General features: G+C 59.4%; 22 protein-coding genes. 13 read left to right on the top strand and 9 right to left on the bottom strand.

The window, feature by feature from the left end:
• Positions 1 to 39: 39 nt before the first annotated feature.
• The 4 genes from JOE33_RS16545 to JOE33_RS16530 form a co-directional block, all read right to left on the bottom strand.
• On the bottom strand, positions 40 to 1,074 hold the full coding sequence (locus JOE33_RS16545; RefSeq protein ID WP_122589431.1) for an ABC transporter substrate-binding protein: 1,035 nt from the start codon (positions 1,072 to 1,074) through the stop codon (positions 40 to 42).
• Positions 1,075 to 1,155: 81 nt separating this feature from the next.
• Positions 1,156 to 2,280, bottom strand: a complete 1,125-nt coding sequence (locus JOE33_RS16540; RefSeq protein ID WP_003411754.1) for an ABC transporter ATP-binding protein — start codon at positions 2,278 to 2,280, stop codon at positions 1,156 to 1,158.
• A 386-nt stretch (positions 2,281 to 2,666) separates the two neighbouring features.
• The gene (locus JOE33_RS16535; protein ID WP_032611756.1) at positions 2,667 to 3,296 is read right to left on the bottom strand and encodes a response regulator transcription factor; all 630 of its coding nucleotides are present in this window, start codon (positions 3,294 to 3,296) and stop codon (positions 2,667 to 2,669) included.
• Positions 3,293 to 5,305: a transporter substrate-binding domain-containing protein gene (locus JOE33_RS16530; RefSeq protein WP_187625854.1), complete on the bottom strand. Its 2,013-nt coding sequence runs from the start codon at positions 5,303 to 5,305 to the stop codon at positions 3,293 to 3,295. Before JOE33_RS16530 ends, JOE33_RS16535 begins: the two co-directional genes overlap by 4 nt.
• Before the next feature lie 114 nt (positions 5,306 to 5,419).
• On the opposite strand from JOE33_RS16530, the gene JOE33_RS16525 reads away from it, so the two are divergent.
• Entirely contained in the window at positions 5,420 to 6,424 is a 1,005-nt protein-coding gene (locus tag JOE33_RS16525; RefSeq protein WP_032611758.1) for an alpha/beta hydrolase family protein, read from the top strand.
• Positions 6,425 to 6,445: 21 nt separating this feature from the next.
• Here JOE33_RS16525 and JOE33_RS16520 read toward each other — a convergent pair whose 3' ends face one another.
• The 3 genes from JOE33_RS16520 to JOE33_RS16510 form a co-directional block, all read right to left on the bottom strand.
• Positions 6,446 to 7,213 carry a TerB family tellurite resistance protein gene (locus JOE33_RS16520; RefSeq protein ID WP_032611760.1) on the bottom strand — a complete coding sequence of 256 codons (768 nt, stop codon included), beginning with the start codon at positions 7,211 to 7,213 and terminating at the stop codon, positions 6,446 to 6,448.
• Positions 7,214 to 7,885 carry an N-acetylmuramate alpha-1-phosphate uridylyltransferase MurU gene (murU, locus tag JOE33_RS16515; protein WP_032611762.1) on the bottom strand — a complete coding sequence of 224 codons (672 nt, stop codon included), beginning with the start codon at positions 7,883 to 7,885 and terminating at the stop codon, positions 7,214 to 7,216.
• A 102-nt stretch (positions 7,886 to 7,987) separates the two neighbouring features.
• Entirely contained in the window at positions 7,988 to 9,010 is a 1,023-nt protein-coding gene (locus tag JOE33_RS16510) for a phosphotransferase (protein ID WP_032611764.1), read from the bottom strand.
• A gap of 129 nt (positions 9,011 to 9,139) precedes the next feature.
• Between JOE33_RS16510 and JOE33_RS16505 the strand changes: the two genes are divergently transcribed.
• From JOE33_RS16505 to JOE33_RS16455, 11 genes are all read left to right on the top strand, one after another.
• The gene (locus JOE33_RS16505) at positions 9,140 to 11,938 is read left to right on the top strand and encodes an LPS-assembly protein LptD (RefSeq protein ID WP_122528896.1); all 2,799 of its coding nucleotides are present in this window, start codon (positions 9,140 to 9,142) and stop codon (positions 11,936 to 11,938) included.
• Positions 11,919 to 13,241, top strand: coding sequence for a peptidylprolyl isomerase (locus tag JOE33_RS16500; protein ID WP_032611837.1), 1,323 nt, complete (start codon positions 11,919 to 11,921; stop codon positions 13,239 to 13,241). The genes JOE33_RS16505 and JOE33_RS16500 overlap by 20 nt, the downstream gene beginning before the upstream one ends.
• Positions 13,238 to 14,227 carry a 4-hydroxythreonine-4-phosphate dehydrogenase PdxA gene (gene pdxA, locus JOE33_RS16495; protein WP_032611767.1) on the top strand — a complete coding sequence of 330 codons (990 nt, stop codon included), beginning with the start codon at positions 13,238 to 13,240 and terminating at the stop codon, positions 14,225 to 14,227. Before JOE33_RS16500 ends, pdxA begins: the two co-directional genes overlap by 4 nt.
• Positions 14,224 to 15,030, top strand: a complete 807-nt coding sequence (gene rsmA / locus JOE33_RS16490; protein WP_096131496.1) for a 16S rRNA (adenine(1518)-N(6)/adenine(1519)-N(6))-dimethyltransferase RsmA — start codon at positions 14,224 to 14,226, stop codon at positions 15,028 to 15,030. Before pdxA ends, rsmA begins: the two co-directional genes overlap by 4 nt.
• A 116-nt stretch (positions 15,031 to 15,146) precedes the next feature.
• The gene (gene apaG, locus JOE33_RS16485) at positions 15,147 to 15,527 is read left to right on the top strand and encodes a Co2+/Mg2+ efflux protein ApaG (protein WP_096139784.1); all 381 of its coding nucleotides are present in this window, start codon (positions 15,147 to 15,149) and stop codon (positions 15,525 to 15,527) included.
• Positions 15,527 to 16,402 (top strand): symmetrical bis(5'-nucleosyl)-tetraphosphatase, encoded by an 876-nt coding sequence (locus JOE33_RS16480; RefSeq protein WP_096139756.1) that lies wholly within the window; start codon positions 15,527 to 15,529, stop codon positions 16,400 to 16,402. Before apaG ends, JOE33_RS16480 begins: the two co-directional genes overlap by 1 nt.
• 23 nt (positions 16,403 to 16,425) lie before the next feature.
• Positions 16,426 to 16,746, top strand: a complete 321-nt coding sequence (gene glpE / locus JOE33_RS16475; RefSeq protein ID WP_003372784.1) for a thiosulfate sulfurtransferase GlpE — start codon at positions 16,426 to 16,428, stop codon at positions 16,744 to 16,746.
• Positions 16,747 to 17,031: 285 nt separating this feature from the next.
• Positions 17,032 to 18,954 (top strand): PrkA family serine protein kinase, encoded by a 1,923-nt coding sequence (locus JOE33_RS16470; RefSeq protein WP_003316247.1) that lies wholly within the window; start codon positions 17,032 to 17,034, stop codon positions 18,952 to 18,954.
• A 121-nt stretch (positions 18,955 to 19,075) separates the two neighbouring features.
• Positions 19,076 to 20,347, top strand: a complete 1,272-nt coding sequence (locus JOE33_RS16465) for a YeaH/YhbH family protein (RefSeq protein ID WP_011269137.1) — start codon at positions 19,076 to 19,078, stop codon at positions 20,345 to 20,347.
• Complete coding sequence (locus JOE33_RS16460) at positions 20,344 to 21,906, top strand: SpoVR family protein (protein ID WP_032611772.1); 1,563 nt, start codon at positions 20,344 to 20,346, stop codon at positions 21,904 to 21,906. The genes JOE33_RS16465 and JOE33_RS16460 overlap by 4 nt, the downstream gene beginning before the upstream one ends.
• Before the next feature lie 97 nt (positions 21,907 to 22,003).
• A complete protein-coding gene (locus JOE33_RS16455) occupies positions 22,004 to 23,233 on the top strand; it encodes a multifunctional CCA addition/repair protein (RefSeq protein WP_187625853.1) in 1,230 nt (409 codons plus the stop codon).
• Between the two features lie 266 nt (positions 23,234 to 23,499).
• Here JOE33_RS16455 and folK read toward each other — a convergent pair whose 3' ends face one another.
• Positions 23,500 to 24,024 carry a 2-amino-4-hydroxy-6-hydroxymethyldihydropteridine diphosphokinase gene (folK, locus tag JOE33_RS16450; protein ID WP_010428799.1) on the bottom strand — a complete coding sequence of 175 codons (525 nt, stop codon included), beginning with the start codon at positions 24,022 to 24,024 and terminating at the stop codon, positions 23,500 to 23,502.
• A complete protein-coding gene (gene folB / locus JOE33_RS16445) occupies positions 24,015 to 24,368 on the bottom strand; it encodes a dihydroneopterin aldolase (protein WP_003316242.1) in 354 nt (117 codons plus the stop codon). Before folB ends, folK begins: the two co-directional genes overlap by 10 nt.
• A 74-nt stretch (positions 24,369 to 24,442) precedes the next feature.
• Here folB and plsY point away from each other — a divergent pair, with 74 nt between their 5' ends.
• Positions 24,443 to 25,012 carry a glycerol-3-phosphate 1-O-acyltransferase PlsY gene (plsY, locus tag JOE33_RS16440; protein WP_187625852.1) on the top strand — a complete coding sequence of 190 codons (570 nt, stop codon included), beginning with the start codon at positions 24,443 to 24,445 and terminating at the stop codon, positions 25,010 to 25,012.
• Positions 25,013 to 25,028 lie beyond the last annotated feature (16 nt).

Genomic DNA, 25,028 nt, shown 5'->3' with positions numbered 1-25,028 from the left:
GCTTCAGGGAGCGCCCGGTTCTGACTCAACGCAAACGGATTACTTGGCAGCCCAGGCAGTGAAACGCTGCTCGAGGGATTCGCCGTTGTCGGTCCAGAACGCCACGTCCATCTGCACCTGATCCTTGATGTTCTCAGGCGTGGTCGGCATGTTCTGCAGGGTTTCCTTGTCCAGCAGCTTGACCGCCTGGGTGTTGGCCGGGCCGTAGGCGATGTTCTGCGAGTAGGTCTTCTGCTGCTCGGGGCTCAGCATGTAGGCGATGAACTTCTTCGCGGCATCGGCGTTTTTCGAACCCTTCGGGATCGCCCAGGCGTCGAAGTCATACACGCCACCGGTCCATACCACCTTGAGGTTGCTTTCCTTCTGCACTGCGGCGATACGGCCGTTGTAGGCCGAACTCATCACCACGTCACCGGAAGCGAGGTACTGCGGCGGCTGTGCGCCGGCTTCCCACCACTGAATGTTTGGCTTGAGCTCATCCAGCTTCTTGAACGCGCGGTCCTGGCCATCTTTGCTGGCCAGTACCTTGTAGACGTCTTTCGGCGCAACGCCGTCGGCCATCAGGGCGAATTCCAGGGTGTACTTGGCGCCTTTGCGCAGGCCGCGCTTGCCCGGGAATTTCTTGGTGTCCCAGAAATCGGCCCAACCGCTGGGTGCAGTGCTGACCTTGTCAGCGTTGTACGCCAGCACGGTGGACCAGACGAAGAAGCCGGCACCGCAAGTGGTGATGGCGCCAGGCACGAAGTCAGCGGCATTGCCCAGCTGTTTCGGGTCCAGCTCTTCGAACATGTCTTCGTCGCAACCACGCGCCAGTTCCGGCGATTCGACTTCTACCAGGTCCCAGGAAACGCTCTTGGTGTCGACCATGGTTTTGACCTTGGCCATTTCCCCGTTGTACTCACCGGCGATGATCTTGCCGTTGCCGGCCTTTTCCCACGGCGCGTAGAACGCTTTTTCCTGAGCGGCCTTGTTGGCACCGCCAAAGGAGATGACGGTCAGGTCGGTGGCTGCCAGGGCTTGCGCCGCGCACATCATGCCCAACGTGATGGCGGTGAACTTCAAAGATTTCAACATGTGTTCTTTCTCCACGAGCAGTGTTGGTAAGCGATTGGGATGGGCGATCAGGTCGCCTCTGTTATTGCTTTTTTCGGTAGATCAATGCACTTGCTGCAAGGGATCGAGCGCACGGACGTGCTCGACTTGCCAGCCGATGGGCACCACATCGCCCACGCTCAGGCCGGGGTCCAGTTCGGCAATCGGCTGTTTGACGAAGAAGTCGTTCTTGCCTGCCACTTCCAGACGCACACGAACGTGGTCGCCCAGGTAAATGAACTCGGCCACACGACCGGAAAAACGGTTGGCGCAGCTCTCGCTGCGGCCATTGAGGTTGATGCGCTCGGGGCGGATCGACAGGGTCACCGGCCCGCCAGGCTGGCCGACGTTGATCGCCAGCGCGTGGACTTTCTCGCCACGCTCCAGCTCGACCACACAGCGGTCGCCGTCCTGACTGACCAGACGCCCATTGAGGCGGTTGTTCTCGCCAATGAAGTTGGCCACGAAGGTGTTCTTCGGTTCTTCGTACAAGCTGCGGGGCGGTGCGATCTGCTGAATCTCGCCTTGGTGAAAGACTGCGACCCGGTCCGACATGGTCAGGGCTTCGCCCTGGTCGTGAGTCACATAGACCACGGTCACGCCCAGGCGCTGGTGCAGGTGTTTGATCTCCATCTGCATGTGTTCGCGCAATTGCTTGTCGAGTGCGCCGAGCGGTTCATCCATCAGCACCAGCTGGGGCTCGAACACCAGCGCACGCGCCAGCGCAACGCGCTGCTGCTGCCCGCCGGACAACTGCGCCGGGTAGCGATGCGCAAAGGTGTCGAGCTGGACCATGCCCAGTGCCTTTTTGACCTTCTCACCGACGTCGGTTTTGCTCATGCCGCGCACCGACAGCGGGAACGCCAGGTTCTCGGCCACGGTCATGTGCGGAAACAAGGCGTAGTTCTGAAACACCATGCCGATGTCGCGCTTGTGCGGCGGCACGTTGTTGATGGCGCGGCCACCGAGGAGGATTTCACCGGCCGTCGGGGTCTCGAAACCGGCCAGCATCATCAGGCTGGTGGTCTTGCCAGAGCCGGAAGGACCGAGCAGGGTCAGGAACTCGCCCTTGCGAATGTCCAGGTTGAGGTCTTTGACGATCAGTGCTTCGCCGTCGTAGCTCTTCTGCACACCACGAAAGCTGACCAGAACATCATTTGCTCCAGCGCTTGTATCGACGTCGCTCATTACCCACACCTTTGTTTTGTCTGCGTGGGCTCCAGCCTAGAGCAGCCCGAAGCCCCCGCAAATCGGGGGCCGGGAGAGAATCGCCTAGGCCGACTGGAAGGCCAGGGGTAGGGATTGCCCTACAGAGATGGCGCGATTGGATATGTCGGCTCAGGCACCCTTCTCGACGCTCCGCATCGCAAGAGGACGCAGAGCGTCCTGAACGGCATGCCCACGCGGAGCATGGGCACGATAGTGTTCTCAAGGACGCCTCTCGTTCCGTACGGAGCATGGGCACGACAGTGTTCTCACGGACACCTATCGTTCCGCACGCTCCAGCGTGGGAATGCAGGTCTCGACGCTCTGCGTCGCAAAGGGGCGCGGGGTGCCAGGTGTCGTTTTCAGACTCAGAGCAGCTTGTGCTCCATCGCGTACTTGACCAGATCGGCCAGCGAGTTGAGTTTCATTTTCTGCATCATCCGTGCCTTGTGGGTGCTGATGGTCTTGCTGCTCAAGGCCAGTTGCTGAGCAATGTCGTTGACGTTGGCGCCCTGGGCGAGGCGCTCGAATACCGAAAACTCGCGTTCCGACAGCAGCGAGTGCAGGGGCCGGCTGTCGGTGAGTCCCACTTCAAAGACCATGCGGTCAGCCAGATCCGGATCGATATAACGCCCGCCAGCCGCCACCCGGCGAATGGCCGTGAGCAGCAGCGCCGGGTCGCTGTCCTTGGTGGCATAACCTGCCGCGCCGACCTTCAGCGCACGCGCAGCCATCTGCGCCTCATTGTGCATCGACAGCACCAGAATCGCCGGCGGATTGGTCAATGCAAGAATCCTCGGTATCGCCTCAAGGCCGTTGACACCGGGCATGGAGATATCCAGCAGCACCACCTCGCAGGCCACATGCCGCAGGGTTTCGAGCAACTGTTCGCCATTGCTGGCCTCGCCCACCACTTGCAGATCACGGGCCAGGCCAATCAATTGCTTGATCCCTTCGCGCACGATGGTGTGGTCTTCGGCTACCAAAACACGAATCACTGTCTTCGCTCCTGTGCGATGGGGTCCAGCGGGATATAGGCGCGCAAGGTTGTGCCCTCACCCTCCTCGCTGTCCAGCTCCAGTCTGCCGCCGAGCATCAGCACCCGCTCGCGCATCCCGACCAGACCGAACGAAACCGCTCTGCCCGGCTCGATGACAAACCCCTGCCCGTCATCGGCGATGCTCATGCACATCATGTCGTCCTGCAATGTCAGACTGATCTCCACCGTGTGTGCCCGAGCATGGCGCATCACGTTGGTCAGGGCTTCCTGAAGGATCCGGAACATGCCTGTGGCTCTGGCATCGCTGAGCGCCGGGAGATTGTCCGGCACCTGCACCAGACACGGAATCTGCGTGCGCGCCTCGAAACGGCGTGCCTGCCATTCAATGGCCGAAGCGATACCGGCGTCTAGAATCGGTGGCCGCAAGGCCGTGGCAACATCACGCACCAGTTGAAACAACTGAGCGATCAGACGCTTCATGCTCTCCAGCCGCTCGCTCAGGCCGGGGTCGAGGTCGGCATAGGCCAGCTCGCACATCGACGTCTCGAGCTTCAATACCGTCAGCATCTGACCCAGCTCGTCATGAACCTCGCGGGCAATACGCGCTTTCTCCTCCTCACGCACGCTTTCCAGATGCGCTGACAAATCACGTAACTGGTCATGCGCGCGGCGTCGTTCGCTGACGTCAGTGAGGAACACCACCAGGTATTCGGCGTCACGAAAGCGCAGGAAGCTCAACGAGACATCGGCAGGCAGCAGGCTGCCATCGGCGCGCAGGCAATGGGTCTCGAACACCTGCGGGCTGTCTTCGCTGGAGCGCGCGTTCTTCCACAGGTTGAGCCAGCGATCCATATGCAGACCGGGCTCGAAATCGATCAGTGGACGCTCCACCACTTGTCCCGGCGCATAGCCCAGCATGGATTCCGCCGCCCGATTGGCGTAACGCACCCGACTGTCCCAGTTGACCCACAGAATGCCGACGGTGCTCTGATCAATGGAGAACTGCGCCAGGCGCAGCGCTTCCTCACCTTCGACACGTCGGGCGAGTTCTTCACGCGCCGCCAGCAGCTCCTGCTCCAGCGCCTGCTGCTGGCGACGCTGCCAGACCACGATGGCGAAACACGCCAGTAACATCACCAGCAGCAGAATGCACAGGTTCGTCCAGAGTTTGGTCGACTCGATGAAATGTGACGGGGTCAGCGGCATCCAGCGCGCATGCAGCTGCTCCAGCTGCTTGGCAGGGATCGCCCGCAACGCTTCGCTGACAATGACTGCCAGTTCCGGCATATCGCGACGTGAAGCCACACGCAACAATTGCGGCAGCCCGATATCCCCCACTACCGCCAGCCCTGCGAACTCCGGCTCGCGAAGCAGACGGCTGAGTTGCGCTTCGTCCACCACGGCATAACGCGCTTGCTGGCTGAGCAACAATTGCATGGCCTGGCGCTCCAGCGGTACCCCTTGCAGGTTGAGATGCGCAAAGTTGCTGCGCAGGTAGTCGGCCGTAGTGCTAGGCATGCGTACCGCGACGCGCGAAAGGCTGTCGAGTTTCTCCAGGTCAACGGCAGTGCTGCCATCACGTTCGCCGATCAACAACTGCGAAACACGCAGATACGGGTCGGAAAACAACCACAGACGCAGACCTGTGGGGGTTTGCATCAAGCCGGGCGCAACGTCGATTTCACCCTTGGCCAGCGCTTTCTCCAGCGCGCTCTGGTCAGGAAAGTTTCGCCACAGCAACTCGACCGGCAGCGTCGCCGCCAGCGCATTCATCAGGTCGACATTGGCACCGGACAACTGTTGCAAGCGTTGATCGAACTGTGCGTAAGGTGCTCGCAATACCAGCCCTACACGCAACGGGCCGTGCTGGTCGAGCCAGTTGCGTTGCGCTGCGCTCAACTGCGCAATGGCAGGTGTTTGAGCTTCGTCAGCCAGCGTAATCGCCATCTGAGCCATCAAGAGCAAGGCCAGGCAGCCGATAAAACCGGTGCGCAGAAGACGAATCATCACTAGGTCGCTCTCGTGTGTGCGTATCACGGCCGTGTGCCGCGCAGGCTCAGGCCTGACAAAAGCCGATCAACCCATTAGGCTGCCGGGATAGTTTCTGGCTTGGAATATCCGATGTCCTACACCTTTCGCGCAACGTTTCCTGCATTGTTTCTGTCATTGCTACTGCCTTGCGCCTTGCCTGCCCTCGCCGCCGACCCGGCCCCTGCGCCGGAAAAGGACGCTGCTGCGCAAGCGCCCGTCGAAAGAGCCCCGCTGCTTAGCCGCTCCCAGGAAGACGCAATAGCGCTGGAACGCCAATTGCCGCGCGAAGATCAGCAGCAACTTCAGGCCGGAGACGACAGCTTTCTCGCACTCTGGAAACCCGCCAACACTGACGCACCTGAAGGCGCGGTCATCATTGTGCCTGGCGACGCCGAGTCGCCGGACTGGCCCGACGCCGTCGGCCCGCTGCGACGCAAGTTTCCGGATGTCGGCTGGTCGAGCCTGAGCATCACCATGCCGGATCCGCTCGACAACACACCGGGTGCACGCGAGCCCGATGCTGCTCCAGCAGATGCAAACGCAACCAAAGCCGCTGAAGCACCGAAGGAGACCCCCAAGGACGCCACCGCGACAGCAAAAGACCCGGCCGCAGAAGCCGAGGCGCTGGCTGCGGCTGAAACAGCCAAGGCTGCTGCCGACGAAGAACTCAACAAGGCCCAGGCCGAGCGCATCTTCGCGCGGATCGAAAGCGCCATCAGCTTTGCGCAGCAGAACAAGGCACGCAGTATCGTGTTGATCGGCCACAGCAGCGGCGCGTACTGGGCGACCAGGTTCCTCAATGAACGGACATCGCCTGTGGTGCAGAAACTGGTGATGCTGGCGGCGCGTGAACCCATGAATGCCAAGCCTTCGCTGCTGGACATGGTGCCTCAGCTGAAAGTAAAGGCCGTCGACTTCATCTACAAAAACTCGCCCGACGAGGCTGCAAAGGCGCGCCTGCAGGCCAGTAAACGCACCAAGGGGCCGGGCTTTACCCAGATTGGCCTGATCAACATCGCCGGCAGCGGAGATACCGAACAAGAGCAGCTATTCCGCCGCGTTCGCGGCTGGATAGATGCCAAGGAGGAAAAATAAGCGTCAGGCGTACCAGCAGGTTCAGTTGAACCCGCGTCGGGCTTTGACCACCCGATAGGCATTGTGCAACTCGCTGGTCTTCTCGGTCGCCACCCGCACTTGCTGTGGATTGGCGCCCGAGCCGGCAATCTTGTCAGGGTGATGCCGGCTGAGCAGACGCCGGTAGGCACGCTTGATGCTCAAAGGATCCGTGTCCGACCTTATCCCCAGTAGCGTCATCGCACTTTTGTAGTCGTCGCCGCTGCTGACAGGTGCGCGTTTCATGGGGTCGTGGTCAGCAGCCAGCGCCTCGACTTGCGGCCCTGTCCAGCCAAGCCACATGCCCCATACCCCGATCAGCTCTCGCTCGACCCGGGAAGCCTTGCCATCCGCCCAGGCCATCCGCCAGCAGGCGCGCAACATATCTTCGGCAATGTCCGGCTGCCGTTGCAGCCCACGCAGATAACTGCGCAGGCCATCGGTGCCATCGCGGCCGCGCTTGAAGGCGTTGATGGCGCGCAACTGATCCGTCTCGTTCAGATTCAAACGGCGCATCTCGATACGTGCCTGGTGGATATGGCTGGCCAGAACCCGTCCGTCACTTTTGGCCAGACGGCCCAGCAGCACAAACAGCAGCTCATCCTGGGGGATCGTTGCGCGTCCACCCATACGCTCACGCAGATGCGTCCAGCTCTGCAGCTTCAGGCGCCGGTCCAGCGCCTGCCCCAATAGAGCACCGAGCATTGCGCCTGGAATACTGGCAATTGCATAACCAGCTCCAGCGCCGATCAGTGTGCCGGGCCAGAGCATTCAGCGAGTCTCCGCTAGCATCTGCTCGACTTCAGCCAGGCGCTCGTGGGTACCGACATCGACCCAGCGCCCTCTGTAGTGCTCGCCGGTGACCAGCCCCTTATGCATCGCCTCGCGCAACAGCGGCGCGAGTTTGAACGCGCCGGGCTCGCAATCGGCAAACAGCTGTGGATGGAGGATGGCGATGCCGCTGTAGGTCAGCCGCTGACCCGCCGAATCGTCGTCGCGTACCCGACCGTCGACCAGCGAGAAATCACCCGTCGGATGATGCGCGGGGTTATCGACCAATACCAGGTGCGCGAGGCCTTCAAGCGGCACGCGTAATGCGCCGAAGTCGTAATCAGTCCAGATATCCCCGTTGATCACCACGAACGGCTCAAGGCCCAGCAATGGCAATGCGCGCTGAATGCCACCGCCGGTTTCCAGCGGCAGGCCTTCGGGCGAGTAACGAATGCTCAGGTCGAAACGCTGGCCGTCACCCAGGTAATCCTCGATCTGCTGGCCCAGCCACGCATGGTTGATGACCAGTTGGTGAAACCCGGCATCGCGCAACGCGTTCAGGTGGTATTCGATCAACGGCACATCCCCGACACGTATCAAGGGTTTTGGCGTGTGCAGGGTCAACGGGCGCATTCGCTCGCCTTTACCGGCGGCGAGAATCATCGCTTTCATGCAATCCTCTTCGACACAATCAAGATCTTTTCCAAAGTGGCCATCATTCAAAGTGGCCATGTTTAAAACCGGCCCTTTCTTACGCTGGCCGTCTCTGTCATTTCAGACAGCGGTGTCTACCGGCTGCAGACTGGTAAGCAACTGCCCGAGTTGCGCCAGCTCGGGGCGACGTGACAAAACCGCCTCTATATAAGCGAAAAAGCGCGGAACGTCTTCCAGATAACGCGGTTTTCCATCGCGGTGGCAAATGCGGGCAAAAATGCCGATCACCTTCAAGTGTCGCTGTACGCCCATCAGATCACTGGCGCGCTCGAATGCTGCAAAATCTTCCTGTACCGGGAGACCGATGGTACGCGCTTGATCCCAGTAACTGCGCAACCAGTCACTCACGCGCTCCTGCGGCCAGCTCAGGAAAGCGTCCTTGAACAGGCATGTCACGTCATAGGTGACCGGGCCATAGACCGCATCCTGAAAATCCAGCACACCAGGATTGGGCTCGCTGATCATAAGATTTCGCGGCATATAGTCGCGATGCACCAGCACTTTGGGCTGTGTCAGGGCGCTGTTGATCAGCAACTCGCTGACCTGCTGCCAGTCGCTCAGCTGCGCCTCGTCCATTTCGATACCCAGGTGCCGTTTCACGTACCACTCGGGAAACAACTCCAGCTCACGGCGCAGCAACGCTACGTCATAGCTGGGCAACGGCGCGTCCATAGGCAGTTGCTGGTAGGCCAGCAACGCCTGGATAGCATCAGCGAACAATGCATCGGCATTATCAGCGTCAATGACATCCAGATAAGTCTGACGACCCAGATCGTTGAGCAGCAAAAAGCCTTGTGTCAGGTCTTCGGCATAAATTTTTGGAACATTAATGCCCGACTTTTCCAATAAATGAGCGATATCCACGAACGGTTTGCAGTTTTCCTGTGGTGGAGGGGCGTCCATGACAATAAAAGTTCGGCCCGCCCCCTCCCAGCGAAAATAACGGCGAAAACTTGCGTCACTACTGGCCGCAGTCAATGTAGCCGGGGGCACAGCGCCCCAATCGTGCGCCGAAAACAGCGCCGGCAACTGCTCATCGAGCCAAACTTTCAGGGATTGCAGGCGTATATCTTGATCTGACATTACAAGGGTCTCCGACGGCGCTAGCCGTCAAGCGGGTCATGCTTTATTATCCGGAATCTTTTTCAGCCCATCGAGAGGCGTGCGGCCCCCCCGCGGGCAGATGGCGCGCAGGAAGCCCGGACTAATAAGATGGCATTGAAATCCCCCGCGTTTCGTAAAAAATTTCCGTTGCTCGTAACCGGCAGTCTGCTGGCGATGCAACCTCTGGCCACTCAGTTCGTGGTCGCCGCGGAACAGTATGACTGCTCAGTCTCTGCTTCGGGTGCCTGGAACTGTGCGCCGAAATCCAATGCTGCTGCAGTGGATCTGCCTCCGCGCCCCGTGCATGACACGACGTCGGTCAGTTCCAACGGCACGGTCACCTCACAAGGCACCTCTTCGGGTGAGCAGTCTGCGGGTACGCAACTGGTCACTGAAGCCAAGGGCAAAGGTCTGAAGTCGCGTAGTGCTGACTACAGCCACCTCGATTGGGTTCCTCGCGAAAAGCTTACCGCAGCGCAACTGGCCGAAACCGGCCCGTATTGCTCGGGTGCCTACGTCGAGCCGATCCGTCCTGGCATGGACGACAAGACGCCGATGAAAGACGCGCCGATGTTCGTGGGAGCCAAGGCTTCGCGTTACGAACAGGAAGCGCAGGTCGCGACGCTGGCGGGTGATGTCGTGATGCGCCAGGGCAGCATGCAGGTGCAGGCCCAGGAGGCTTCACTGCATCAGGCCGAGAACCGTGGCGAGCTGAACGGCGATGTCCGTCTGCGCGACAACGGTGCGCTGATCGTCGGTGACAAGGCCGAACTGCAACTCGATACCGGCGAAGCTCGTGTCGACAACGCCGAGTACGTCCTGCACAAGTCGAACATTCGCGGTAACGCCCTGTACGCCAAGCGTGCAGAGAACGCGATCATCCGGCTCAAGGACGGTACCTATACGACGTGCGAGCCGAACAGCAACGCCTGGACGCTCAAGGGCAACAACATCACGCTGAACCCGGCCACCGGCTTCGGTACAGCGACCAACGTTACCCTGCGGGTCAAGGACATACCGGTTCTTTACACGCCGTATATCTACTTCCCGATCGACGATCGTCGCCAGTCCGGTTTCCTGCCGCCTACCATTGCAGCAGGCGGCGACAACGGCTTCACGCTGGTCACCCCGTACTACTTCAACCTGGCGCCGAATTACGACGCCACGTTGTACCCGCGTTACATGGCTGATCGTGGCTTGCTGATGGAAGGCGAGTTCCGCTACCTGACCAAGGGCAGCGAAGGTCAGTTCGGCGGCGCGTATCTGAACGACGAGAATGACGACCGCAAACTGCAGTCGGACTACGACAAGACCCGCTGGATGATCAACTGGCAGCACAAGGGCGGGCTTGATACGCGCTGGCTGACCCAGGTCGATTACACCGACATCAGCGATCCGTACTATTTCCAGGACCTGGAAACCGATCAGATCGGCGTGAAAAGAACTGACTTCCTCAACCAGCAGGGCTCCCTGACCTACCGTGGCGACAGCTACTCGGCAGTGCTCAACGCCCAGGCCTACAAGCTGGCGACGGTTGCCAACGTTACGCCGTACAACCGCCTGCCTCAGCTGACGCTCAACGGTACGCTGCCTTACAACCCCGGCGGTCTGAAGTTCGATTATCAGACTGAAGCGGTGCGCTTCGAACGTGACCTGCGCAGCGGCGCGTTCATCGATGAAGACGGCAACTCCGAGACACGCCTGGACAACAACATCTCCGGCCTGGCTCGCGCCAACGGCGATCGCCTGAACCTGGCTCCGTCCGTCAGCCTGCCGATGAACTGGACCTATGGCTTCCTGACGCCGAAGCTGAAGTATGTGTACACGCAATACGATCTGGATCTGGACAGCCAAGGCAAGGCAGACCTCACAAACCCGCTTAAAAATCCGACTGGCGAAGAATACAGCAGCAGCCAAAGCCGCAGCGTGCCTATCTTCAGCGTCGACAGCGGCCTGTACTTCGACCGCAATACCAACTGGTTCGGCAAGGATTACCGCCAGACCCTGGAGCCGCGTCTGTTCTATCTCTATGTTCCCGAGAAAGACCAGAACGACATCCCGGTATTCGACACCAGCGAAAGCACCTTCAACTTCGCCTCGCTGTTCCGGGACAACCGTTTCACCGGTACCGACCGCATCGGCGACGAGAACAAGCTGTCGCTGGGCGTTACTAACCGCTGGATCGAAGACAACGGCTTCGAACGCCAACGCTTCAGCATCGGTCAGGCGCTGTATTTCGAAGACCGCAAGGTGCAGTTGCCGGGTGTCGCATTCGCCGATCGTGACGATGCGCGCTCCAATGTTTCGCCTTATGCACTGGAATACGAATACCGCTTCAACCGTGACTGGCGCTTCAACTCCGATTTCAACTGGGATCCGGACAGCAAGAGCACCCGTTCGGGCAGTGCGATGTTCCACTACCAGCCTGAAGACAACCCGAACAAGGTCGTCAACGTCGGCTATCGCTATCGCAACGACCAGATTCGTTACGACGAAAGCACCGGTCGCTGGGTCGTGGGTGGCGGTGACTACGGCACCCCGGGTTCGCCAAACTACGTGAAGGACTACTACAAGATTCAGCAGCACGATTTCTCGGTCATCTGGCCGATCGTGCCGCAGTGGAGCCTGATCAGCCGTTGGCAGTATGACTACAACCGTGAACGCACCATCGAAGCTTTCGGCGGGTTCGAGTACGACAACTGCTGCTGGAAAATGCGTCTGGTCAATCGCTACTGGATCGACTACGACGAGTTCAGCCAGGCAGCACCTCAGAACGAGAAAGGCGACCGCGGCATATTCCTACAAATCGTGTTGAAGGGGCTCGGCGGTGTAACTGGCGCCAAGGTAGACAGCTTCCTCGACAAAGGCATCCAAGGTTATCGTGAACGTGAAGACCAAGCTTTCTGATTGTCTGCGCCCGCTGATGCTGGGCGCGTTACTCCTGAGCGGAGCAGTGCATGCTGCGGTTCAACCTCTGGACAGTGTCGTGGCCATCGTCGACAACGACGTGATCATGAAAAGCCAGATGGACCAGCGGGTACGTGAGGTACAGCAGACCATTGCCAAGCGCGGCTCTGGCGTACCGCCTGCAGAAGCCCTGCAACCACAGGTTCTGGATCGTCTGATCCTGGAAAACCTGCAGTTGCAGATGGGCGAACGCTCTGGCATTCGTGTCTCCGACGACGAACTGAACCAGGCCATTGGCACCATTGCCCAGCGCAACAACATGAGCGTGGAGCAGTTCCGTGCCGCGTTGGCGCATGACGGCCTGTCCTATAACGATGCGCGCGAACAGGTGCGCCGGGAAATGATCATCAGCCGTGTGCGTCAGCGCCGGGTGGCCGAACGTATCCAGGTGTCCCAGCAGGAAGTGAAGAACTTCCTCGCCTCCGATATGGGTAAGGCTCAGCTGTCTGAAGAGTTTCACCTGGCCAACATTCTGATCGCCACACCTGACAGCGCCTCTTCGGACGCTATCCAGGCTGCAGCGGCCAAGGCCAAGGGGATCTACGATCAACTGAAGAAAGGTGCTGACTTCACCCGGCTCGCAGCCACCTCCTCGTCCAGCGAAAACGCACTGGAAGGCGGCGACATGGGCTGGCGCAAGGCTGCACAATTGCCACCTCCCTTCGGTGACATGCTCAGTTCGATGCCTGTCGGTGACGTAACGCCTCCTGCGCGTACGCCGGGCGGTTTCATCATCCTCAAGCTGCTGGAAAAGCGTGGTGGCCAGGGTCAGGCGCAAATGCGTGATGAAGTGCATGTGCGTCATATTCTGATCAAGCCAAGCGAAATCCGGAATGAGGCAGAGACCAAGCGTCTTGCGCAGAAGATCTACGACCGCATCGAAAACGGTGAGGATTTCGCCGAGCTGGCAAAAAGCTTTTCGGAAGATCCGGGTTCGGCACTCAATGGCGGCGATCTGAACTGGGTTGATCCCAACTCTCTGGTTCCGGAATTCCGTCAGGTGATGAGCGAAACGCCACAAGGCGAATTGTCCAAACCGTTCCAGACCCAGTATGGCTGGCATGTTCTTGAAGTACTCGGTCGTCGCTCCACGGACGCTACCGATCAGGCTCGTGAACAGCAGGCGCTGAACGTATTGCGCAACCGCAAGTACGACGAAGAGCTGCAAACCTGGCTGCGTCAGATCCGCGACGAAGCCTACGTAGAAATCAAACTCCCTGGCGCGACCCAGGCTGCACAGTGAAACCCAAGCGTTTCGCACTGACACCCGGCGAGCCGGCCGGCATAGGTCCTGACCTCTGCCTGCTGCTCGCCACGCAGCCTCAGCCACATCCCCTGATTGCCATCACCAGCCGTGACCTTCTCCTTGAGCGGGCCACGCAACTGAGTGTGGCGGTCAGTCTGATCGAAGTCACGCCCGACGCGTTTCCCGACCTGCCCGCGCCTGCCGGCAGTCTGTACGTCTGGGATACGCCACTGGCCGCTCCGGTGCAAACCGGCGTGCTGAACAAGGCCAACGCGGCGTTCGTCCTGCACACACTGACTCGCGCGGGTCAGGGCTGCCTGGACGGTCTGTTCAGCGGCATGATCACCGCCCCGGTGCACAAAGGCGTCATCAACGACGGCGGTATCGCGTTTTCCGGACACACCGAATTTCTCGCTGAACTGACTCACACCGAACAGGTGGTGATGATGCTGGCAACCGGCGACCTGCGCGTAGCACTGGTGACCACTCACCTGCCGTTGCGCGATGTGGCCGACGCCATCACGGCGGATCGCCTGGAGCGCGTGACACGCATCCTGCACGCCGATCTGGTCAACAAGTTCGGCATTGCCCACCCACGCATTCTGGTATGCGGCCTCAACCCTCATGCCGGCGAAAGCGGGCATCTGGGTCGTGAGGAAATCGACATCATCGAACCTGCTCTGGAGCGCCTGCGCAGCGAAGGCCTGGACTTGCGCGGCCCGCTCCCTGCAGACACTCTGTTTACCCCCAAATATCTGGAGCACTGCGATGCAGTGCTGGCGATGTACCACGATCAGGGCCTGCCTGTGCTGAAATACAAAGGTTTCGGCGCAGCGGTCAATGTGACGCTCGGCCTGCCAATCATCCGCACCTCTGTCGATCACGGCACGGCGCTGGACCTGGCCGGCACTGCGAACGTTGACACCGGCAGCCTGCACGTCGCACTGCAAACCGCCTACCAGATGGCCGAGACCCATTCATGACCGAGCAATACCAACACCGGGCGCGCAAGCGTTTCGGGCAGAACTTCCTGCACGATGCAGGCGTTATCGACAAGATCCTGCGTGCCATCCGTGCCAAACCTGAAGACCGGCTGCTGGAAATCGGGCCGGGCCAGGGTGCACTGACCGAAGGACTGCTCGACAGTGGCGCTCAGCTGGACGTGGTCGAGCTGGACAAGGACCTGATCCCGATCCTGAACAGTCAGTTCGACGGCAAACCTAACTTCAACCTGCATCAGGGCGATGCGCTGAAGTTCGACTTCAACACCCTCGGCGCCGAACCGCGCAGCCTGCGGGTGGTGGGCAACCTGCCGTACAACATTTCGACACCGCTGATTTTTCACCTCCTGCAGAACGCCAGCCTGATCCGCGACATGCACTTCATGCTGCAAAAGGAAGTGGTCGAGCGCATGGCTGCCGGCCCCGGCGGAGGTGACTGGGGGCGTCTGTCGATCATGGTCCAGTACCATTGCCGCGTGGAACACCTGTTCAACGTCGGACCGGGCGCGTTCAACCCACCGCCGAAAGTGGACTCGGCCATTGTGCGCCTCGTCCCTTACGAAACACTGCCTCATCCTGCCAAGGACCACCGCGTGCTGGAGCGAATCGTGCGTGAGGCGTTCAACCAGCGCCGCAAGACCCTGCGCAACACGCTCAAGCTGCTGTTGAGCAGCGATGAGATCACCGCATCCGGAGTAGACGGCAGCTTGCGTCCCGAGCAGCTCGATCTGGCTGCATTCGTTCGTCTGGCAGACACTCTCAGCGAAAAAGTTGTGACAGAGTGAACCCTGGGGACAAGTAAACGGCAGGCTCAGTCTTCGTTTTCCGCTTACTTGTCCTAGACTGATCTACCTGCCGCACACGCCCTTTTTTCGCAGCTATGGATTTCAAGGCCTATTGCATGCCCGATTCTCGTTACAAGGTCGACGTCAGCGTCGTCACACGCTTCCTCTCGGAGCAATCGCAACCCGAGCAGAACCGCTTCGCTTTCGCCTACACCATCACCGTGCATAACAACGGCGAACTCCCCGCCCGACTGCTGTCGCGGCACTGGATCATCACCGACGGTGATGGCAATGTCGAGGAAGTGCGTGGCGAAGGCGTGGTGGGCCAGCAGCCACTGATCAAGGTCGGCCAAAGCCATACCTACAGCAGTGGTACGGTCATGACGACCAAAGTCGGCAATATGCAGGGCACTTATCAGATGCTGGCCGAAGACGGCAAACGCTTCGATGCGGTTATCAAGCCTTTCCGTCTGGCTGTTCCGGGCTCGCTGCACTGATGGCGGTGTACGCCGTTGGTGACCTGCAGGGCTGCCTTGAACCTCTGCAATGCCTGCTCGAGCACGTGCACTTCAACCCGGAGCAGGATCGCCTCTGGCTGGTGGGTGACCTCGTCAATCGTGGCCCGCAATCGCTGGAAACGCTTCGCTACCTGTACAGCATCCGCGAATCGCTGGTGTGCGTACTCGGCAATCATGACCTGCACCTGCTGGCAGTGGCCCGTAAAAAAGAGCTGCTGAAAAAAGGCGACACGCTGCTTGAAATCCTTGAAGCGCCTGACCGTGACGAGCTGCTCGGCTGGGTGCGTCGGCAAAAGCTCATGCATTACGATGCAGAACGCAATGTCGCCATGGTGCATGCCGGTATCGCGCCACAGTGGACACTGAAAAAGGCTTTGAAGCACGCTGCCGAAGTCGAACACGCGCTGCAGGACGACCAGCCGTATGGCGCCTTCCTCGACGGCATGTACGGCAATGAACCGGCCAAGTGGGACAACGACCTGCAAGGCGTGACGCGTCTGCGGGTCATCACCAACTACTTCACTCGCATGCGCTTCTGCACCAGCGACGGCAAGCTCGATCTGAAGAGCAAGGAAGGGGTCGGCACCGCGATACCTGGCTACGCGCCCTGGTTCAGCCACCAGAGCCGCAAGACCCGAGACGTGAAAATCATTTTCGGTCACTGGGCTGCGCTGGAAGGTCGCTGCGACGAACCGGGCGTCTTTGCCCTTGACAGCGGGTGTGTCTGGGGTGGCTCGATGACGCTGCTCAATGTCGATACGCTTGAACGTCATCAGTGCAATTGCGATGCTATCGGCAATGCCGCCGACGGGCTTGTTACCCGAGTGCAAGCCGGCGCTACTCCCCTTCCGTAACCTCAGGCTCAGGAGCCCAGGCAATGACTGAATTCAAACGTATTCCACCTGAACAGGCCCAGGCTCTGCGCGAGCAAGGCGCCGTGCTGGTCGATGTTCGGGATCCACAGGCTTTCCAGAGCAATCACATTCCCGATTCCGTGCATCTGGACAACCACTCGATCGCCGACTTCATCCGCGAGGCCGACCTGGACAAGCCGCTGGTGGTCGTCTGCTACCACGGCAACTCCAGCCAGAGTGCTGCAGCCTACCTGGTTGGCCAGGGTTTCTCGGATGTGTACAGCGTGGACGGCGGTTTCGAGCTGTGGCGCGCCACTTACCCGCAAGAAACCGTGCAAGGCTGATAGAAAATATTTTTATGACAGCTGATCCCGCGTTCTACGCGGGCTCGCGAGCCATCTGACGAACGGTCAGCCCCTCTTCTCGCGCATCCCTTCTTTATCTTTCCGAATCCGAACTATCCTTAGCCCTAGGCCATCCGTATTCAGGGGAGAGCCGGTACACCGGCGCGTGGGTCATCGGTAGTTACTTTTAGGGTGTTCTGGGGGGAAACAGTGGCTGCTAAGCGGTTGCTGCCAGCATCGACTGACGATCCGCCGCCGGCTCCACGTATCGAGCGAGGTGACGTCATGAGTATATTCAGCCACTTCCAACAACGCTTCGAAAGCACGCGGCAAGAAGAGCTCTCGTTACAGGAGTATCTTGAGCTCTGCAAACAGGATCGCAGCGCCTACGCCTCTGCCGCAGAACGTCTTCTGCTGGCGATCGGCGAACCCGAACTGGTGGATACCTCCACCAACTCCAGGCTGTCGCGGATCTTCTCCAACAAAGTCATACGCCGCTATCCGGCCTTTGCCGACTTCCACGGAATGGAAGAATGCATCGACCAGATCGTTTCGTATTTCCGCCATGCCGCTCAAGGCCTGGAAGAGAAGAAACAAATCCTGTATCTGCTCGGCCCGGTGGGCGGTGGTAAGTCGTCCCTGGCGGAAAAACTCAAGCAACTGATCGAAAAAGTCCCGTTCTATGCCATCAAGGGCTCACCAGTATTCGAGTCGCCCCTGGGCCTGTTCAACGCCACAGAGGACGGCGCGATTCTCGAGGAAGACTTCGGGATTCCGCGACGCTACCTGAGCACCATCATGTCGCCCTGGGCGACCAAACGCCTGGCCGAGTTTGGCGGTGACATCAGTCAGTTCAAGGTGGTGAAGCTCTACCCTTCGATTCTCAATCAGATTGCCGTGGCGAAAACCGAGCCCGGCGACGAAAACAACCAGGACATCTCTGCGCTGGTCGGCAAGGTAGATATCCGCAAGCTGGAAGAATTCCCGCAGAACGACGCCGATGCCTACAGCTACTCGGGCGCACTGTGCCGGGCCAACCAGGGCCTGATGGAATTCGTCGAGATGTTCAAAGCACCGATCAAGGTCCTTCACCCGCTGCTCACCGCAACCCAGGAAGGCAACTACAACAGTACCGAAGGGCTGGGAGCGATCCCGTTCACCGGTATCCTGCTGGCGCACTCCAACGAATCGGAATGGCACAGCTTCCGCAACAACAAGAACAACGAAGCCTTCATCGACCGTATTTACATCGTGAAGGTGCCGTACTGCCTGCGTGTCAGCGACGAGATCAAGATCTACGACAAGCTGCTGTTCAACAGTTCGCTGTCCAAGGCGCACTGCGCGCCGGACACCCTGAAAATGCTTGCGCAGTTCACCACGCTGTCGCGCCTCAAAGAGCCGGACAACTCCAACATCTACTCCAAGATGCGCGTGTATGACGGCGAGAACCTCAAAGACACTGACCCGAAAGCCAAGTCGATTCAGGAATACCGCGACAGTGCGGGCGTCGACGAGGGCATGAATGGTCTGTCCACCCGCTTCGCATTCAAGATTCTGTCCAAGGTCTTCAACTTCGATCCGCATGAAATCGCGGCCAACCCGGTGCACCTGCTTTACGTACTGGAACAACAGATCGAACAGGAGCAATTCCCTGCCGAAACGCGCGAACGCTATCTGCGCTTTATCAAGGAATACCTGGCACCCCGCTATATCGAGTTCATCGGCAAGGAAATCCAGACGGCGTATCTGGAATCCTACAGCGAGTACGGTCAGAACATTTTCGACCGTTACGTGCTGTATGCGGACTTCTGGATTCAGGATCAGGAATATCGCGATCCGGAAACCGGCGAGATCCTCAACCGTGTGGCCCTGAACGAAGAACTGGAAAAGATCGAGAAACCGGCTGGTATCAGCAACCCGAAAGATTTCCGCAACGAAATCGTCAATTTCGTGCTGCGCGCCCGTGCCAACAACAATGGCAAGAATCCGACCTGGCTCAGCTACGAGAAGCTGCGGGTGGTGATCGAGAAGAAAATGTTCTCCAACACCGAGGATCTCCTGCCCGTCATCAGCTTCAATGCCAAGGCCAGCAAAGAGGATCAGCAGAAGCACAACGACTTCGTGACACGAATGGTCGAGAGGGGCTACACGGACAAGCAGGTACGTCTGCTTTCCGAATGGTATCTGCGCGTGCGGAAATCGCAGTAACGCAGCTGCAAGCTTCAAGCTATCAGCTGCAGGCGAAAAGCGATCAAGACCCGGGCTCGGGACTGATCGCGTGCTCGCTTGCAGCTTGAGGCTTACAACTTGAAGCTCCCCGGAGGAGCCTATGAGCTATGTGATCGACCGACGTCTCAACGGCAAGAACAAAAGCACGGTAAACCGGCAGCGGTTTCTGCGGCGTTACCGTGACCACATCAAGAAAGCAGTGGAGGAAGCGGTCAGCCGGCGCTCCATCACTGACATGGAACACGGCGAGCAGATCAGCATTCCCGGGCGCGACATCGACGAACCGGTCCTGCACCACGGTCGCGGCGGCAAGCAGACTGTTGTTCATCCTGGCAACAAGGAGTTCACCACAGGCGAGCACATCGCCCGCCCTCAAGGCGGTGGTGGTGGCAAGGGCCCCGGCAAGGCGGGCAACTCCGGCGAAGGGATGGATGAGTTCTCGTTCCAGATTACTCAGGAAGAGTTTCTCGAGTTCATGTTCGAAGACCTTGAGCTGCCGAACCTGGTCAAGCGCAACCTGACCGGCACCGACACCTTCAAGACCGTGCGCGCGGGTATCAGCAACGAAGGCAACCCGTCGCGTATCAACATCATCCGCACCCTGCGCTCGGCGCATGCACGCCGCATCGCGCTGTCCGGCAGCAGTCGCGCGAAACTCAGGGAAGCCACCGCCGAGCTTGAGCGCATGAAGCGCGAAGAGCCGGATAACTTCGGCGACATTCAGGAACTGGAAGTAGAGATCGACCGACTGAAGGCGCGCATTCGTCGTGTGCCCTACCTCGACACCTTCGACCTCAAGTACAACCTGCTGGTCAAGCAACCCAACCCCAGCTCCAAGGCGGTCATGTTTTGCCTGATGGACGTCTCCGGCTCCATGACCCAGGCGACCAAGGACATCGCCAAGCGCTTTTTCATCCTGCTGTACCTGTTCCTCAAACGTAACTACGACAAGATCGATGTGGTCTTCATTCGTCACCACACCAGCGCCCGCGAAGTGGACGAGGAAGAGTTTTTCTATTCCCGGGAAACCGGCGGCACCATCGTTTCCAGCGCATTGAAACTGATGCAGGAAATCATGGCCGCACGCTACCCGAGCAGTGACTGGAATATCTACGCGGCACAGGCGTCGGATGGCGACAACTGGAACGATGATTCGCCCATCTGCCGGGAAATCCTCACCAAACAGATCATGCCCTTCGTGCAGTACTACACGTACGTGGAAATCACCCCGCGTGAGCACCAGGCCTTGTGGTATGAATACGAACGCATCGGTGAAGATTTTGCCGACACGTTTGCCCAGCAACAGCTGGTCTCTGCCGGTGATATCTATCCGGTATTCCGCGAACTCTTTCAGCGAAGGTTAGTGTCATGACCGCCAGAGAGCAGAAGCGCCAACCCCTTTCCACGGGGTCAGAGTGGACATTCGAACTGATCCGCGCCTACGACCGCGAAATCGGCAGGATTGCCGAGCGGTATGCGCTGGACACCTATCCCAACCAGATCGAAGTGATCACTGCCGAGCAGATGATGGATGCCTATGCGTCGGTAGGCATGCCGCTGGGCTATCACCATTGGTCCTACGGTAAACACTTCCTCAGCACGGAAAAGTCCTATTCACGCGGCCAGATGGGGCTGGCCTACGAGATCGTCATCAACTCGGACCCGTGCATTGCGTACCTGATGGAGGAAAACACCATCTGCATGCAGGCGCTGGTCGTCGCCCATGCGTGCTATGGCCACAACAGCTTCTTCAAGGGCAACTACCTGTTTCGCACCTGGACCGACGCCAGCTCGATTATTGATTACCTGGTGTTTGCCAAGCAGTACATCATGCAATGCGAGGAGCGCCATGGCATCGATGCCGTGGAGGACTTGCTGGACTCCTGCCATGCGCTGATGAACTACGGTGTGGACCGCTACAAGCGGCCCTACCCGATTTCCGCCGAAGAGGAGCGGCGTCGGCAGAAGGACCGGGAGGAGCACCTTCAGCGGCAGATCAACGATCTTTGGCGCACCATCCCGAAAAGTGCCGACAAGGGCAGCAAGGAAGACAATGCACGCTTCCCGGCTGAGCCGCAGGAAAACATTCTCTACTTCATCGAGAAGCACGCCCCGCTGCTTGAACCCTGGCAGCGCGAAGTGGTGCGCATCGTGCGCAAGATCGCGCAGTATTTCTATCCTCAGCGCCAGACACAGGTGATGAACGAAGGCTGGGCTACGTTCTGGCACTACACGCTGATGAATGACCTGTACGACGAAGGCCTGGTCACCGACGGCTTCATGATGGAGTTCCTGCAGTCGCACACCAGCGTGATTTTTCAGCCTGGTTTCGACAGCCCCTATTACAGCGGCATCAATCCCTACGCGCTGGGCTTTGCCATGTATCAGGACATCCGCCGGATGTGCGAAAACCCTACCGATGAGGACCGGCAGTGGTTTCCGGAGATTGCCGGCAGCGACTGGCTGACGGCGATCAAGTTTGCGATGAGCAGTTTCAAGGACGAGAGCTTCATCCTCCAGTACCTGTCGCCCAAGGTGATTCGCGACCTCAAACTGTTCAGCATCATGGACGACGACCAGCAGGAAGACCTTCTGGTACCCGCCATTCATGATGAAAACGGGTATAGGACCATCCGCGAAATACTCGCTGCGCAGTACAACCTGGGCAACCGGGAACCCAATGTGCAGATCTACAGCATCGACCGCCGAGGCGATCGCTCGCTGACCCTGCGCCATCAACAGCACAATCGCAAACCGCTCGGTGACTCGACAGACGAGGTGCTCAAACACCTGCACCGGCTGTGGGGCTTTGACATCCACCTGGAAACCTTGCAGGGCGATCAGGTGGTCAAGACTCATCACGTACCCCCGAAAGGCGAGCATGCCGACAGTGAATATCCCCGGCTTGATATGGCGGTCGTCCACCTTTAAGCGCTAGGCCAATAGTGCTTAAAACGCTTGGTCATGCAGCTTTAGCCTCCGCAAGCACGACACAAGGTTTATCCTGTCGCGCTTACGGAGGCTTTTTATGCAGATTTATAAAGTGGGCGGTGCTGTACGCGACCGTCTTCTGGGTCAACCTGTCACGGACATCGACTGGGTCGTGGTCGGCGCAAGTACCGAGGACATGCTGATCAAGGGCTACCGCCCGGTCGGTACAGATTTCCCGGTGTTTCTGCATCCGCTGACCAATGAGGAATACGCGCTGGCGCGCACCGAACGCAAAAGCGGCGTGGGCTATGGAGGCTTTGTTTTCCACGCCAGCCCCGAGGTGACGCTTGAGCAGGATTTGATTCGGCGTGACCTGACGATCAACGCCATGGCGGAAGACAAGGACGGCAATCTCACCGATCCCTATAACGGCCAGAAAGATTTAGAAGCGCGGATATTACGTCACGTTTCCCCCGCATTCGCCGAAGATCCGCTCAGGGTCTTGCGTGTGGCCCGATTCGCCGCCCGCTACGCCGGCTACGGTTTCACCATCGCACCCGAGACCCTGGGGCTGATGCGCCAGCTCAGTGAGTCGGGTGAACTCAAGGCGCTGACTGCCGAGCGAAGCTGGAAGGAAATCTCGCGCGCGCTCATGGAAGAACAGCCTCAGGTGTTCATCCAGGTGCTGCACGACTGCGCCGCGCTCAACGAGCTGATGCCCGAGGTCGAAGCGTTGTTTGGTGTACCGCAGCCAGCGGCGCATCACCCGGAAATAGACACCGGCGTACACGTGCTCAGTGTCCTAGAACAATCCGCACGCCATAAACATCCGCTGACGGTGCGCTGGGCCTGCTTGCTGCACGACCTCGGGAAAGGGCTGACCCCGGAAGCCGAATGGCCACGGCACATCGCCCATGAACACACCGGCCTGCGCCTGATAAAGGCGGTCAACGAGCGCTTTCGTGTACCAAGGGACTGCCAGGAACTGGCGCTGCTGGTCGGCCAGTACCATACCCACGGCCACCGTGCGCTGGAGCTGAAGCCCTCGACCCTGCTGGAGCTGCTGCAAAGCTTCGACGTCTACCGCCGCCCGCAGCGCTTTGAAGAATTCATTGCGGCTTGCGAAATGGACGCTCGAGGACGCCACGGCTTCGAACAACGCAGTTACCCACAGGCCGATTACCTGCGCGGCGCTGCCGAAGCCGCACGCGCAGTTTCCGTACAGCCGTTGCTGGAACAGGGTCTGAAGGGCAAGGAACTGGGTGATGCGCTGAAAAGCGAGCGATTGAAGGCGCTGAAAACCTACAAGGCCGAGCACGTCGCCTGACAGGCTCTCTCGCACGGTTATCGCTCCCACGCGGCAGTGTTTCATCGCCGTACACATATCCGCTTTGGTTCTGGCCGAAGGCCGTAGGAGCGAACTTGTTCGCGAACGGGCAGTTACATCCAATGAAGATGTATCGCCCAGAACAGAGCTTTCGCGAACAAGCGAAGCGTCGCTCGATTCTCTCCCACGCCCTCCGGGCAGAAGCCTGGAAACCCTTTATTCTGGGCGTTCCAGGACTTGTGTAAACGATGTGCGGTGGAGACACCTCAACTACGCAGTAAATCCTCAGGCGTCAGACCCAGCCCGCGCCACTCGAAAGCCACAGGCCAGAGCTGCTGATCAATCTGCGCATCAGCCCAGAGTTTGCTGAAGGCAATTCCCACGCCCGGATGCAGACGTTCAGGGGCAATCAACGCCAATGGGCGCAGCACGAAGGCATTCTTCAGGATTTCCGCCCTCGGCAGAATCAGCCCGTCGAAATTACCCACCTGCTCGCCATACAGCAGCACATCGATATCCAGGGGCAACCCTTTGCGATCCGGGGCATAGCGGCCATTGTCCGCTTCGATGAATTTCAGGCGACGATCCAGCTCCATCAAGGGCAGATCGGTCAGCGCCGACACCACCAGATTGAAGAACGGCCCGCTCTTGATACCGACCGCATGGCTTTCAAAAACCGGCGAGCAGCTCAGGTCAGTCAGAAAGCCATCCAGCGCATCAAGCCCCGCAACCAAGTGGCGCTCACGCTCGATGTTGCTCCCCAGGCCGAGGAAAATCCGCGTCAGCGACATCCGCGCTCGATCTCCACGCCCACACCGGCGGCGGCCGCCACAGCACCGGGCTTGGTCAGTTTCAGGCGCAGCCAGGGAATATTGAATTCACCCATCAGCACTTCGGCCAGTCGCTCGGCGAAGGTCTCCACCAACTGGAACTGTGCCTGCTCGGCGAACGCCTGGATACGTGTCGAGACGCTGGCGTAGTCGAGGGCCTTGCTCAGATCATCCCCTGCGGCGGCGGGGCGATTGTCCCAGGCAAAACTGAGGTCCAGACGCAGGCACTGACGAATGCCGCGCTCCCAGTCATAGGCGCCAATGACCGTATCGACCTCAAGGCCCTCGATGAAAACTCTGTCCAAGCACTACTCTCCACTGCACGACAAGGGCGCGATGCGCCGTTAGAATCAGGGCACCCTCGCCCGGAATGGTTCGCATGTTTTGGTTACTGGCCACCTTCGCCTACCTGCTTGGCTCGCTGTCCTTCGCCATCCTGCTCAGCCGACTGAGCGGCATACCTGACCCGCGTGCCAGTGGCTCCGGCAATGCCGGTGCGACCAACATGCTGCGTCTGGCCGGGAAAAAACTCGCCATCCTGACCCTGCTCGGCGATCTCTGCAAAGGCCTGATGCCGATCCTGATGGCCAGCGCCTGGAACATGGACACTGCACAGCAGGGCTGGATCGGTGTCTGCGCAGTGCTGGGCCATCTGTTCCCGTTGTACTTTCGCTTCCGCGGTGGCAAAGGCGTAGCGACCGCCGCCGGTGTGCTGCTGGGCCTGTATCCGCCCGCCGCCGCCCTGGCGATAGTCGCCTGGCTGCTGACGCTCTACCTGACCCGCACCAGCTCGCTTGCCGCCCTGATCGCCACCCCCCTGACCCTGCCATTGCTGGCATGGCAGGAGCCTCATGCGCTGTTGCCGATGAGCGTCTTGACCCTGCTCATCGTCTGGCGCCATCGCGGCAATCTACGCGACCTGCTCGCCGGGCGCGAACGACATTTCTGAGGCGCAACCCGCCTCG

The organism is Pseudomonas sp. PvP027, assembly GCF_017833005.1.
GTDB classification, from domain to species: Bacteria; Pseudomonadota; Gammaproteobacteria; order Pseudomonadales; family Pseudomonadaceae; genus Aquipseudomonas; species Aquipseudomonas congelans.
Note: the sequence above shows the minus strand (reverse complement) of the source record. Positions and strands in the feature narration are given on the sequence as shown.